12 protein-coding genes are annotated in these 12558 nt (G+C 40.1%); 7 read left to right on the top strand and 5 right to left on the bottom strand.

Annotated elements, in window-relative coordinates; all coding sequences use genetic code 11:
* Window positions 1-574: 574 nt before the first annotated feature.
* Window positions 575-1447 (bottom strand): hypothetical protein, encoded by an 873-nt coding sequence (locus KEM09_RS20090; RefSeq protein WP_212231299.1) that lies wholly within the window; start codon window positions 1445-1447, stop codon window positions 575-577.
* A gap of 224 nt (window positions 1448-1671) precedes the next feature.
* Here KEM09_RS20090 and ybaK point away from each other — a divergent pair, with 224 nt between their 5' ends.
* Entirely contained in the window at window positions 1672-2157 is a 486-nt protein-coding gene (gene ybaK, locus KEM09_RS20095; RefSeq protein ID WP_212231301.1) for a Cys-tRNA(Pro) deacylase, read from the top strand.
* A 120-nt stretch (window positions 2158-2277) separates the two neighbouring features.
* On the opposite strand, the gene KEM09_RS20100 is transcribed toward ybaK, so the two are convergent.
* Window positions 2278-2529, bottom strand: coding sequence for a GlsB/YeaQ/YmgE family stress response membrane protein (locus KEM09_RS20100; RefSeq protein ID WP_212231303.1), 252 nt, complete (start codon window positions 2527-2529; stop codon window positions 2278-2280).
* A gap of 748 nt (window positions 2530-3277) precedes the next feature.
* Here KEM09_RS20100 and KEM09_RS20105 point away from each other — a divergent pair.
* From KEM09_RS20105 to KEM09_RS20125, 5 genes are all read left to right on the top strand, one after another.
* Window positions 3278-3811, top strand: coding sequence for a DUF4395 domain-containing protein (locus tag KEM09_RS20105; protein WP_212231305.1), 534 nt, complete (start codon window positions 3278-3280; stop codon window positions 3809-3811).
* 439 nt (window positions 3812-4250) lie between these two features.
* Window positions 4251-4844, top strand: coding sequence for a peptide-methionine (S)-S-oxide reductase MsrA (gene msrA, locus KEM09_RS20110; protein ID WP_212231307.1), 594 nt, complete (start codon window positions 4251-4253; stop codon window positions 4842-4844).
* A 390-nt stretch (window positions 4845-5234) separates the two neighbouring features.
* Window positions 5235-6143 carry an aspartate carbamoyltransferase gene (gene pyrB / locus KEM09_RS20115; RefSeq protein WP_212188418.1) on the top strand — a complete coding sequence of 303 codons (909 nt, stop codon included), beginning with the start codon at window positions 5235-5237 and terminating at the stop codon, window positions 6141-6143.
* A gap of 24 nt (window positions 6144-6167) precedes the next feature.
* On the top strand, window positions 6168-6623 hold the full coding sequence (gene pyrI / locus KEM09_RS20120) for an aspartate carbamoyltransferase regulatory subunit (RefSeq protein ID WP_244825122.1): 456 nt from the start codon (window positions 6168-6170) through the stop codon (window positions 6621-6623).
* Window positions 6624-6754: 131 nt separating this feature from the next.
* Window positions 6755-7108, top strand: a complete 354-nt coding sequence (locus KEM09_RS20125; protein ID WP_212231308.1) for a DoxX family protein — start codon at window positions 6755-6757, stop codon at window positions 7106-7108.
* 318 nt (window positions 7109-7426) lie between these two features.
* Here KEM09_RS20125 and KEM09_RS20130 read toward each other — a convergent pair whose 3' ends face one another.
* Window positions 7427-7996, bottom strand: coding sequence for a hypothetical protein (locus KEM09_RS20130; protein WP_212231311.1), 570 nt, complete (start codon window positions 7994-7996; stop codon window positions 7427-7429).
* Between the two features lie 132 nt (window positions 7997-8128).
* On the opposite strand from KEM09_RS20130, the gene KEM09_RS20135 reads away from it, so the two are divergent.
* Window positions 8129-8719, top strand: coding sequence for a flavin reductase family protein (locus KEM09_RS20135; protein ID WP_212231312.1), 591 nt, complete (start codon window positions 8129-8131; stop codon window positions 8717-8719).
* Window positions 8720-8774: 55 nt separating this feature from the next.
* On the opposite strand, the gene KEM09_RS20140 is transcribed toward KEM09_RS20135, so the two are convergent.
* Both KEM09_RS20140 and KEM09_RS20145 read right to left on the bottom strand, forming a co-directional pair.
* A complete protein-coding gene (locus KEM09_RS20140; RefSeq protein ID WP_212231314.1) occupies window positions 8775-9467 on the bottom strand; it encodes a head GIN domain-containing protein in 693 nt (230 codons plus the stop codon).
* 98 nt (window positions 9468-9565) lie between these two features.
* Complete coding sequence (locus KEM09_RS20145) at window positions 9566-12496, bottom strand: DEAD/DEAH box helicase (protein ID WP_212231316.1); 2931 nt, start codon at window positions 12494-12496, stop codon at window positions 9566-9568.
* Between the last annotated feature and the right edge of the window lie 62 nt (window positions 12497-12558).

The raw sequence follows: 12558 nt of genomic DNA on the forward strand, positions 1-12558 counted from the left end.
TAAAACAACTTCGGAGAAGTTGAATATTTATAGAAATAATAAGCCTACCCTATTAATAACAATCCCGGCGGGATTGCATATCATATAGGCGTTTCCATGTTTTTTACATTTTTAATCGGTCTATAATGAAAGAAAATCAAGACTGCAGCACTCAATGACCCACTAACAACTTACTCTGCATGAGATTTAAAGATGTACAGCTTGGCACCCAATCTCATTTTGCTCCGCTTAGTTGTGTGGTCCCCCATTTACGTTGCTGATGTCAGCGTCTGAACTAGCATTTAATTGTGTATAGTCCAATCCACTCAAAACGGCGTTTTGAAAGAGTGTGGGCTCGTCAGACATTGAAGCCAGCGTGTGGGTGAATGGTGCTGTTCGTTGTACTTCTTAAAAGGAGCTTGCTTTTGTGCTAGAAAAACACTCTACTTCTTTAGAATTATGTGGAGTCGAAAGGGTGGGTGGCGTTTTTTCCAGCTAGTCCCGCCATAGATTTTGTAGGATTTTTATCAAAAAACACAAAAAGTATGAGCGGGATTGTTTCTTTGAGGCAATACAAAAGAAATTAAATACATTATCACTCCACAGTATTACCATCCAACTCATTAATAGTAATACTCACCAGCTTAAACTTATCATCCTTACCCAAGCTTACTTTACCTGAGTATCTCACTATTGGGCTGGCGGCTGTACTTTGTTTAGAGGTAAACAAAGTCATTTCCGACGTGGTATCAAATCCCGATAGTTTCATCTTAGAGAACACAGATTTGCCATTAATCTTTAGATCTAATCCCACTTCATCAGGGTCGTTATGAATCAAAAAGTTCAGGGTTGCAGATGTGCTGTCCCAGGCTATAAAAGCCTCATGTTCATCGCTGTGTTTGCGGTATGTCATGGAGCAGGAGCTAAGTTGTATGAGTTTGCCGGTGTCCCAACTGCCCACCGACCAGTTATCGGTTACCAATAAATCACCGCTATTGGAATAATTAAAGAGGTAGTGCGTATCTGAGCTGCCTTTTTGTATCGACTTAACATGGGTATTTTTTAGTGCACTCCATTCGGTATGCTGGCTGGTACCGTTAACGGGGCGATAAATCAAAATATGGCACATTTCATCGGGTGTATTAAGGCTACCTTCAATATGTTGGCGCCATTCCAGTAAAACCACCACATCGTCATCCGATTTAACCATATTAAAAAATGCCAGAGCATCTAATTCCATCATATTAAAACCAGGATTGGAGGCCAGTACCTGCAGGGTGGAGCGTATTTGTTTATAGCAATCTTTGACGAACTTCACACTGCCCGATGCGCTTTGATTTTCAGTGATGTCAATCAAGCTTTTAAGGTAATCCAAATCTTTAGGCGCTTCACTCTCTTGTGCCTTTAATGGCTGAACTAATAATAGGGCAAGTAGTAAGTAGCCTGTCAGTGACTTTAACTGGTTCATATATCGTCTTATTTTAATGTATTAAAGATGTGTGTGATGGTGTATTTCTGTTTAAAGAAATGCAGGAACAAATCACAGGTGATAGTTCTTAGCAATTATTGTGCTAAAGTAAGAAAAATGCCGTTCAGGAGATCTGTATTTTTGACTATGACCGGAGGCTGTTCTTCTTTTTAAGCGGGTAATTTGATTTAAATGCCTTTATTTTGCACAGCAAACTGATGTATATGGGAAAACAAATAAAGACCAACGCCATGCGCCTGCTTGATGCTAAAAAAGTGCCGTATGAATCGTTTCACTACAAAGTAGACGAGGCAAATACCGATGGGACATTAGTGGCCCGGATGAATGGGCGTGATGCAGGATTGGTGCATAAAACACTAGTGGCTAAGAGCAGCAAAAATCAATTGTTTGTCTTCATTATTCCTATTAACAAAGAACTGGACCTAAAGAAGGCGGCTCAGGCATGTGGCGAAAAGAAAATAGAGATGTTACCCCATAAAGATCTCCTGAAATATACCGGTTATATCAAAGGTGGATGCTCGCCTTTGGGCATGAAAAAGCTGTATTCGACCTACCTGGAAGAAAGCTCGCTACCCCTGGGAAAAGTAATAGTGAGTGGAGGCAAAAAAGGCCATATTATCGAAATTAGCATCGACCAATTGCTTAAAACCATTAATGGACAGTTGAATGCACTCATTGACCTGAGTTAAAAGATGTCTCGTTAATATCAGGCTAATTGGTTGCCAATCCATTATTTTATAAAACAAGAGGCCAGTAATTACTATTACAAGCCTCTGCCTTTTTTAAACTATTATTAAAATGTGATAGTCTTATTTCTTCTTAACAATCAGGTTAATTATAAAAAGAATTACAATGGCACCTATTGCCCCGGTTAATATGGCTCCAATAATTCCGGAACCTAAACTGATGCCTATAGCTCCAAGCAACTTATAGCCAACAAAGCCACCGATAATACCTACGATAATGTTGCCAAAGATACCCAAGCCACTACCTTTGTAAATAATACTACCTAACCAGCCAGCTACTGCACCGACCAAAATTGTAACAATAATTCCTTCCATAACTAGATTGTTTAGAGTTGCTTAATTTGTTTATAATACAGCAAGTTATTAAAATATCCATTAATAACCGATTAAATATATATTCAACCTCGCTGAGGTTGATTGGTTATTAACATTGCATTTATCTACAAATATTTATCTCCGCTGGAGATAATAAGACAACTTCGGAGAAGTTGAATATTTATAGAAATAATAAGCCTACCTTATTAATAACAATCCCAGCGGGATTGCATATCATATAGGCATTTCCACGTTTTTTTACATTTTTAATTGGTCTGTAATGAAAAATAATCGCAAAAGTGAATGGCAATTGCTCAGTGGACAGGGAAATTGTTTTAAACACCATTAGAAATATTAAACCACTAATTGCACCAATTAGTGGTTTAATATTTCGCTATGCGGAATTTAAAATTGGTGTAATTCGCGAAATTGACTTCGTCGAACGTTGTTTTGCGGATAAAAGAAGAAATTTAATCAATCTATTTTTAAAAGGCGAAATCCCTGGCTAAGTGGATAATAAAAGTGTCACTTTATTAATTTGGCAGTATACCTAAATAAGATTCTATTGCCTGGCCTGACCAATTCAGTGATAAATTTTACATCGCGTTAACACAATGCTATTTACAATCTCCTTATTTTTGACAAATTGTTACAAACAGTAAATGCAGATTATTGGATGTTGACAAAATGCTAATCCATCTTTTGTCTATAATCTAATGGTCTAAATTAAAAACATACACAAATCATTATGGCAATTTTTAGTTTCGGAGAATACAAAGACGATTTAGGCTATAAAGTGGTTGATGAACGCGTTTGGCGGGGAAGCGCCGGCATCATGTTGCTACTTGGCGCAATTGCATCCATCAATGGCTTTATTTTCAATAAATACGAAGTGGTGCCTTACATTTCAGGCTTTTTGTTTATTAACTTTTTTATCGGTGTGTTTATCAATCCTAAGTATTCGCCTACGGCCTTGGTGTCAAGGATGATAACCTATAACCAGAGTCCACTATGGATAGGAGCAGTGCAAAAGCGATTTGCCTGGAGTTTAGGCCTGGGATTATCACTCACCATTTTTATTATGTCATTGCAACTATTAAACGACGTAACATATTTTGGACCAGTTTGTATGCTGTGCCTGTTGTGCTTACTATTGCTCTATTTAGAGTCAGCTTTTGGCATCTGTGTGGGTTGTCAGCTTTATCACCTGGCTATCCGCTTAAAGATGATTAAAGCACCTGAAGTAAAGCCCAACTGCATGGGTGATTCGTGCAGCGTGTAAGAACCTGTAAAACAATATTACAAAGCCCGGAAGGAATAATACCTTTTCGGGCTTTTTTCTGTATGTATAACGACTTGCTAAGCATCTGGGAGATGCCAAGCAGGGTTTCTTCATTGCTGTTGGAGTTTCCCCTAATCATGAACGTTTCTTAAGAGAAGGATCGCATCTTTGTTTTTCAATTCCTATAAAGATGCGATCCTTTTCATTCTAGAAGCTTCTTACCTAAACATTCGCATGCATCACCTGTTATGCTTAAACCCGGATTATGAATTAGAAATACGTTATGAGCGTTGAAAATGCAATAAAACAAAGCTTTACTGAAACGAGGCATAGCATCGTTCTGGTGAGTTGAGGTAAAGCAACGAAGTGTTTTGTTTTAAAGCAGTTTAAATGCGTAATAGATTTTCTAATACATATTGTGGGTTAAAACAATCGACTTATGAAACAGATTGCGATAATAACATTAACTCTATTGATAAGTATGAATAGTACAGGACAAGATAAAGCGGTGGCTACCTTTGGTGGCGGCTGTTTCTGGTGTACCGAAGCATTTTTCACCGCTCTTGAAGGCGTTGAAAAGGTAGTATCGGGTTACAGTGGAGGAAAAGCACCTAACCCCACTTATAAAGAAGTATGCACAGGCTTAACAGGCCATGCCGAGGTGGTGCAAATCACTTATAATCCTAATCAGATTGGTTTTGAAGATTTATTGGAGGTGTTTTTTGCTACTCATAATCCAACTACTCTTAACCGGCAAGGGGCCGATGTGGGAACACAATACCGATCCGTGGTTTTTTACCACACCCAGGAGCAAAAACAAATTACTGAATTGGTGATAAAGGAGCTGGAGAAGGAAAAGATTTTTAATGATCCAATAGTGACAGAAGTAAGCCCGTTTGATCAATTCTATGAGGCTGAAGATTATCATCAGGATTACTTTGCCAACAACCCACGTCAGCCTTATTGCAACGTGGTGATTAATCCTAAAATGGAAAAGTTTAAAAAGCTCTTTAAAGAAAAGCTGAAAAAATAATCGTGCTTTTGATGCTGAAAGACAAATAGTTGGATGTGGGTTAAAAATGGTAATGTTAAATTTGTTTTAAGGAAAGGTTGTTTTGTAATATGAAAATTACCTATCTTTGAACTCCGGAATGAGACAACAGATTGACCAATATTTACGACGACGAAAGTCAGTAAATCATCCGGAAAAAGATGGTTTGACACGCCGTTTTTCCCTTCGATCATTCAATCATCTCAATGCTGATCAACTTATTATTTTTAGATATTTTAAAGAAGACCTGATTTTTATTTCAGGTCTTTTTTTTGTGCTCTTTTCTCAAGCAAGCTATACCCTTTGCTTAAGTAATAATTGTAATCCGAACCAAATAATGCGGGCCCGCGTCCGCAGTAAACAGTTATGCAAATGAAGAATAAAAGTTTAGTTTCCATCACCGATTTCTCGAAGGAAGAAATCCTGCGCATTGTTGAGTTGGCTGCCGAATTTGAAGCTAACCCAAATCAGAAGTTAATGGACGACAAAGTGGTTTCAAGTTTATTTTTTGAACCATCGACCCGTACACGCCTGAGCTTCGAAACTGCTATTCAGCGCCTGGGAGGCCGTATCATCGGATTTACCGATTCATCATCATCGTCAACATCAAAAGGCGAGTCGTTGAATGATACCATTAAGATGGTGAGCAACTACAGCGATTTGATTGTAATGCGTCACCCATTGGAAGGCTCAGCCCGCTATGCTTCTGAAGTGTCAGATGTGCCGGTTATCAATGCTGGCGATGGAGCTAATCAGCACCCAACACAAACTTTACTTGATATGTACTCTATTTATAAAACGCAGGGTACATTGGATAATCTGAATATCTTTTTGGTTGGGGACTTAAAGTATGGACGTACTGTACACTCATTGCTGATGGCGATGTCACAGTTTAATCCAACTTTCAACTTTATTTCGCCCGACTCACTGAAAATGCCTGATGAATACAAGTTGTTCCTCGATAAGAAAGGCATTAAATACTATGAACACCTTGAGTTTACAGATATTATTGAGGAAGCTGATATTCTTTACATGACCCGCGTACAACGTGAACGTTTCTCAGATCCTATCGAATACGAAAAGGTGAAGAATGTGTATGTGTTACGCAATTCGATGCTGGATAATACCAAAGACAACCTGCGAATTTTGCATCCGCTGCCACGTGTAAATGAAATTCACACCGATGTGGACGCCAACCCAAAAGCCTACTATTTTGAGCAGGCCGAAAACGGGGTATATGCACGTATGGCCATAATGGCATCTATTTTAGGATTGAAGTAATAGCAGATTAAAAGACATTGAATCATGACAAAAAAAGAATTAAGCGTAAGAGCAATTAAAAACGGTACCGTAATAGACCATATACCAGCTACTCATTTATTTAAAGTCATCTCTATTCTTGGACTGGATAAGATAGAGAACCAGATTACTTTTGGTACCAACCTGAAGAGCAAGCAACAGGGACATAAAGCTATTATTAAAGTAGCTAAAAAGTACTTTGCCGATGAAGATATCAATAAGATCGCACTGGTTGCACCTTCGGCTAAGCTGAATATTATTGAGGACTACCAGGTGGTGGAAAAGAAAGTAGTGGAAATACCTGAGCAGATTGTTGGTATTGCTAAATGTTTTAATCCTAAGTGTATAACCAATAATGAGAACATGACAACCAGGTTCTCATTGGTTGAGAAGTCGCCTTTGGCTTTAAAATGTCAATACTGTGAGAAAATCACTAACGAGGCTCACCTCGAAGTGTTGTAATGATGGATCAGGATGCACAAGCATCTAACTTAAATAGGAAACTCCCGTGTCGTTCGATGCGGGAGTTTTTATTGCGCCAAACATTTACCTTTATGCATTGTTTGTTTCAATAAACTTTAAACTTTCGTGAAATGAACAAAAGAGACAAAATTATTTATTGGATCGCCACCGGTTTACTTACCGTTATGATGCTCATGTCGGCTGGTATGTATATTTTTAATCACGAGGCAATTACTGAGGCCTTTATTACGCTGGGTTATCCTACCTACATTATTTACCCATTGGCTGTCGCCAAAATTCTCGGTTTGATAGCCATATTAACCAATGCATCAAGGTTATTGAAAGAGTGGGCCTATGCAGGCTTCTTCTTCGATTTTGTATTGGCAGCAGCAGCTCACATTAGTGTAAAGGACGGAGAGGAGATGGGCGCATTGATTGCCCTGGCATTGTTGCTGGTGTCCTATATTTTCGGAAGAAAGCGATAAAAAATTACAGCTAATAGCTATCGGTTGGAGGCTATTAACCTGAGTTCGATTTAAATTTTAAAACTCAGATTAGAATAAAGAGCTGATTTACAATGAATAATTTTAGAGGAATAGTGAACTATTGCGATAAAAATTGAAGCAGTAAATCAGTTATTTATTCAAAGCTTGGTAATCCCGCTTACAAACAGCAATTTTCTTCGTGTAATCGACTCAAAATAGCCCGCTATTCTTTCGTCAATATACACTTGAAACTCACTATTTGTAAGCGTTCTGAGCTCAAAATTCCACATCGAACTCAGGTTATTAGCTGCTTTTTAATTAAAACCGGATAAAATATCCCAGGTTAATAAGCCCTTTGTATCCGAATCCGATATTACCGGTGAAGCCTTGTTTTTGGCCCCATCTGAAGCCCAATAGGTTAATGTGAACTGTAAGGCCATCAATATCTGCAGAACTGTTCAATCCGCCTTCATTTCTGATACGTTCTTTAGCATAGCCAATATTCAGCCCGCTGTATAGTTTAAACGCAGGATGGCGCAGGTATTCAAAATCAAGCTGTGGTGCCACAATAAAAGCACTTTTGGAAGAGCGGTATGGTGAGTTTATAGTCGGATAAGGCGTATAGTAATAGGCTTGTATGCCTTCGCTCACGGTTTTATCATACATGATATTAATGCCCAGCTTGAGCCATTTGTTCAGGTAGCGGCTATACTCCAGGTTAAAGGCACCCAATACAAAATATTTATCCTGCCCATCAGAACGGCCATCCACCCATTTTTCGAAGCGGTATAAGGAAGCGGGTGAGTAGGTGATGCTTATTTCTTCATTTTGTGCAATAGCAGATGTTAAGACGCAGCATAGTGCGACTAGTAATTTAGTTTTCTTCATTATTTAGTGTTAAGGTATTTCTTGCCTATTTGACAATAAGCAGGACTGATACACTTACGTTTGTTTCAATATTTTTTTCAATCCATCGGGCTTTTTCTGACGGAGGTGTATCTTTGTTGAAAAATTCAGAACATGGCAAAACAAGATTGGAAACCCGGCAATATGATATATCCTTTGCCAGCCGTGATGGTGTCGGTTGGTAATTCACCTGAAAACTACAATATTATAACCATTGCCTGGACGGGCACCATTTGCTCCGATCCGCCCATGTGTTATATTTCGGTGCGTAAAGGCCGGCACTCCTATAAAACCCTTAAGGAAACAGGTGAGTTTGTCATTAATCTGACAACTAAAGAACTGGCGTATGCTACCGATTGGTGTGGGGTGCGTTCGGGCAGGCAATACAATAAGTTTGAAGAGATGCATTTAACACCAGGTAAAGCATCGGTGGTAAATGCCCCTATCATTGAGGAATCGCCCATTAATATTGAATGTAAAGTGACAGAGGTGAAAGAGCTGGGCACACATGATATGTTTATGGCTGAGGTGGTGAATGTAAAGGCTGATGAGCAGTACATTGATGAGAAAACGGGTGCTTTCAGTCTGCAAAAGGCGAAGCCTATCTGCTATTCGCACGGGCATTATTTTGAGGTGGGGAAGAAGATCGGCAAATTTGGTTATGCTGTTGAAAAAAAGAAGAGAAAGCCACGTAAAAAAAGATAACTAAAAACCCGGCTTTAAAAGGCCGGGTTTTTTATGTTCTTGCCAGGTGTAGCAATTAAGAACCACTATCTTTCTTAACTTTACCACCTGTGTTTTCGTTCTTTTCAATCTTATCGGGCTCACCACGGTAGTAAACAACACCGCCCGAACCAGCTGTTGCACCTAGTTTTTTGTTGGCTGTTACTTCCACAATACTGCCCAAGGTTGATTTGGCGTAGGTTTCTTCACTTTCAACGTTAAAGCCCAGGTATTTACCGCCTGCACCAATATTGATTTCCTGGTATTTAGCTTTGCCTGCTAACTCAATTTTAGAAGTAGAGCCGTTTACATCCAGGTTGTTAACGTCCACATCCAGTATGATGTTTGACTCGGTACCGCCACGCAGTTTCAGGCTTTCGGCATAGATAATATTTTCCGCATCTATGCTGGCACCCGAACCGGCTTCTATCTCTCGCAGACGCTTATAAGTTACATACACCTGCACGGCCATATCTTTGTAAATTTTTGTTTTCATTTTCACCACAAGCTGACGGTTTTTAACGGTGGTGATAACATCAGTTACTTCTGCATTTTTAATGTGTACATCCACTTCTTCTTTATCCCCCTCAATTAGAGTCACATTAATACCTTTGGAAGCTTTTACCTTGTCAAAAGATCCCACTTTGCGTATTTGTGTGTGATCGGGTTCCTGTGCTTGTAATCCTGTTAAAACTGCCAAAAGCAGTATGATTGTGCTAGTTAGTTTCATTCGATGTTTCTTTATTATTGATTGTTTTCACTTTCTTATTTCCAGCCCCGCTTTTCCTTACGAAGAGGCGTTGCAAATGTTCACTTTCACAACAAAAACTATGCAAATAATTCACGCAGCTCGTTTTCTGATAAATCTTTTAATGGATTATTAGTTGTAATAAAGGTGTCGGCCAGGGCTGATTTGCGTTCTTGCAATTTGGCTATTTTTTCCTCAATGGTATCAGCTGCTATAAATTTATATACAAATACATTTTTAGTTTGTCCAATGCGGTGTGCCCGGTTGATGGCTTGTGCTTCAGCTGCCGGATTCCACCACGGGTTGAGCACAAATACATAATCGGCCTCAATAAGGTTCAGACCCACGCCGCCGGCTTTAAGCGATATCAGAAACACCCTGCAATCTTCATCATCGGTAAAGCTTTTAATCACCTTTTGCCGGTCGCTTGTTGCACCTGTCAGTTTTGCATATTTTATTTTGCTGGTTACCAAGTCTTTTTCTATCAGCTCCAGGTCTTTAACAAAGGATGAGAAGATTAATACTTTATGATGCTCACTTATTACATTGTTAAGTTTTTCGAATATTTGCTCGTATTTACCCGATGAGCCTTTGTAAGAAGTATCCACCAGGGCAGGGTGGTTGGCAATCTGGCGCAAGCGAGTCAGTGCCTGCAGTGCGAGGATGGCGTTTTTATTCACGCCAGTTTGCTCAATGGCTTTCATCAGCTCATTACGGATTCCTGATTTCTCACGTTCATAAAACTTCTGCTGCTCCTCTGTCATATCGCACACCAGCGTTTGCTCGGTTACAGGTGGCAGTTCTTTGGCCACCATCTCTTTGGTACGCCTCAGGATAAATGGATTAATCAGCTCGCGCAGTTTTTGTTCCTTGGCTTCATCCTGCTTCTTCTCAATGGGGCCGGCATAATGATTTTTAAAGAAATTCAGGTTGCCCAGCAGGCCTTTATTTACAAAATTCATTTGTGCCCATAGGTCCACCAGCGCATTTTCAATGGGTGTGCCGGTGAGTACCAGCTTGTAGGTCGACTGGATATCACTAACAGCCTGATATATTTTAGAACCCGGGTTCTTGATGTTCTGGCTTTCATCCAGAATGGCATAATGAAACTGGTAATGCTTCAGGTACTCAATATCGTTACGTGCTATGCCATAGCTGGTGAGTACCACATGGTAGTGTTTCAATATTTTCCCAATTTCCTTCGATTTAGTGCGATTATTACCTGTGTACAGATAAATTTTCAGGTTTGGTGCAAACTTAATTAGCTCATTGGCCCAGTTGTGGACCAAGGAGGTAGGCATGACAATGAGGCTGGCAGGTACAGCACTGTTGTTAAAACCCTGCACTCCATCAAACATATTGAGTTGTCCCTGAGCATTATTGTTGCTATCGTTTACTTCCTTGGTTTCATACTGGTTGAGGAGCAAGGCAATGGTTTGTATGGTTTTACCCAATCCCATATCGTCGGCCAATATGCCGCCAAACCGGTTGCTGTTAAGTAGTTTCATCCATTTAAAACCATCGAGCTGATAGGAGCGGAGTGTAGCCTGCAGACCGTCAGGTGTATCATAATTAATGGTACGTTGCTTTAATTGCTCCATGCGCTGCTGCCACTGAGGCGATACTTCGCCTAGTAATTCCTGATCCAGCAGGTTGTAATGCATTTTATCCAGCTTAAGCTGTTCGCCATCGGCTTTAACAAAGTGCATCAAATCAGTGTATTTGGTAAACCATTCTTCCGGAATGATAAATACAGCCTTGTCAGGTAAGATAAATTCGCGTCTGCCACGTATGATGTGCTGCCTAATTTGTTGAAACGGGATTTTAAATTCATCTATCAGAATGACCGCTTTAATATCAAACCAATCATTGTCTTCGGTGTATTGCATGGTGAGCTTTACGCCGCCGGTATAGTAGTTCTGTTCAAAGCCTTGTTGCACCACTTTAATGCCTTTGGCTGCCAGGGTATGGGCATTAGCATTGAGCCACTCAACAACCTGGTGCATTTCGGTGCTCGGTTGCTGTTGGTTGATTGGTCGGTATTGCGATTCGCTGACGCCTTTCAAACCTATGCCAATGAGCGTTTCAATGATTTGCTGCTCTTCCTCAGTTTTACGATTAAAGCGATCGAATATATGGTGCCCTTTCATTTTGCGATGATTAACAAACACCCTTGAACGGGTCCCGGCCAGGTATTCACGGTCGTCGTACTTGAATTTAAGGGTGAAAACGGGCTGTTGCGAAAGGTCGTGCTCCAGTATGAGCATGGGCACCAGCCTGGCATCTTTATTATTGATGAAAAAGCCATTGGCTTGCACAGGAAAGTCGCGCACACAATTTTCCACAAAGGACGACATGTAGGCATCTACACTGCGTGGCTGTATAATCAGGTGATTGACTTTTAAAAAGGGCTTGAACTTTTTGCTGTCGATATTCTGGAAACGAAACAGCTGGTTATTGATTAAAAAGGTACATGGCGACGTGGTGATTTCAGCTACCTCCCGGTTAGTAAGGCCCATTTCACCTATCTCCGTTTTGATTTTAAGGGTGTATTTGAGCCCCGTTGGTTCCAGGTTAAAGTCAAACAATGGTTGGTCGTGCAGGGCACGTACCTTAATGCGGTCAGATGAATAGATGGATGAATAATTCGGGTCTTTAAAGTACACTGGTATGTCCGACAAGGCAATTATTTCCAGTGCCTGCGTTATTTTATCATCCATCACCGGGCGAATGTGTTCCAGCGTAAACTGCTCTTCCAGTTTTTCAAAGAAGAGCTTGAGGTTCTTTTGTTTTGAGAAGCGCTTAAACAGGTTTTGCTCATTGATACTGACCAGCAGTTTCACCACTTCTTTCTGAGCAGGTGTAAAGTCAAATCGCTCGTCTTGGATATGTTCTTTGGTGGCCTGCTCAATCAGTTTGAGTGTACCGCTCTCATTAAGTGTGGCATAAAAGGGGATTAGGGTAAAACCAATATTACGTTTCTCGGATATGACGGTAATAAATTGCTCCATTGCTTTAGGACGATGTGTTAATTCGGACCTTACTATTGTTTTATCGAACCAACAAAGATAGT

Source organism: Carboxylicivirga mesophila (genome assembly GCF_018271975.1).
Classification (GTDB): domain Bacteria; phylum Bacteroidota; class Bacteroidia; order Bacteroidales; family Marinilabiliaceae; genus Carboxylicivirga; species Carboxylicivirga mesophila.

Bases quoted from the DNA above. Each gene is read 5' to 3' on its own strand.
- KEM09_RS20090 (WP_212231299.1), bottom strand. From the start codon at position 1,447: ATGAACCAGTTAAAGTCACTGACAGGCTACTTACTACTTGCCCTATTA.
- ybaK (WP_212231301.1), top strand. From the start codon at position 1,672: ATGGGAAAACAAATAAAGACCAACGCCATGCGCCTGCTTGATGCTAAA.
- KEM09_RS20130 (WP_212231311.1), bottom strand. From the start codon at position 7,996: ATGAAGAAAACTAAATTACTAGTCGCACTATGCTGCGTCTTAACATCT.
- pyrI (WP_244825122.1), top strand. From the start codon at position 6,168: ATGACAAAAAAAGAATTAAGCGTAAGAGCAATTAAAAACGGTACCGTA.
- KEM09_RS20140 (WP_212231314.1), bottom strand. From the start codon at position 9,467: ATGAAACTAACTAGCACAATCATACTGCTTTTGGCAGTTTTAACAGGA.
- msrA (WP_212231307.1), top strand. From the start codon at position 4,251: ATGAAACAGATTGCGATAATAACATTAACTCTATTGATAAGTATGAAT.
- KEM09_RS20100 (WP_212231303.1), bottom strand. From the start codon at position 2,529: ATGGAAGGAATTATTGTTACAATTTTGGTCGGTGCAGTAGCTGGCTGG.
- KEM09_RS20145 (WP_212231316.1), bottom strand. From the start codon at position 12,496: ATGGAGCAATTTATTACCGTCATATCCGAGAAACGTAATATTGGTTTT.
- KEM09_RS20105 (WP_212231305.1), top strand. From the start codon at position 3,278: ATGGCAATTTTTAGTTTCGGAGAATACAAAGACGATTTAGGCTATAAA.
- pyrB (WP_212188418.1), top strand. From the start codon at position 5,235: ATGAAGAATAAAAGTTTAGTTTCCATCACCGATTTCTCGAAGGAAGAA.
- KEM09_RS20125 (WP_212231308.1), top strand. From the start codon at position 6,755: ATGAACAAAAGAGACAAAATTATTTATTGGATCGCCACCGGTTTACTT.
- KEM09_RS20135 (WP_212231312.1), top strand. From the start codon at position 8,129: ATGGCAAAACAAGATTGGAAACCCGGCAATATGATATATCCTTTGCCA.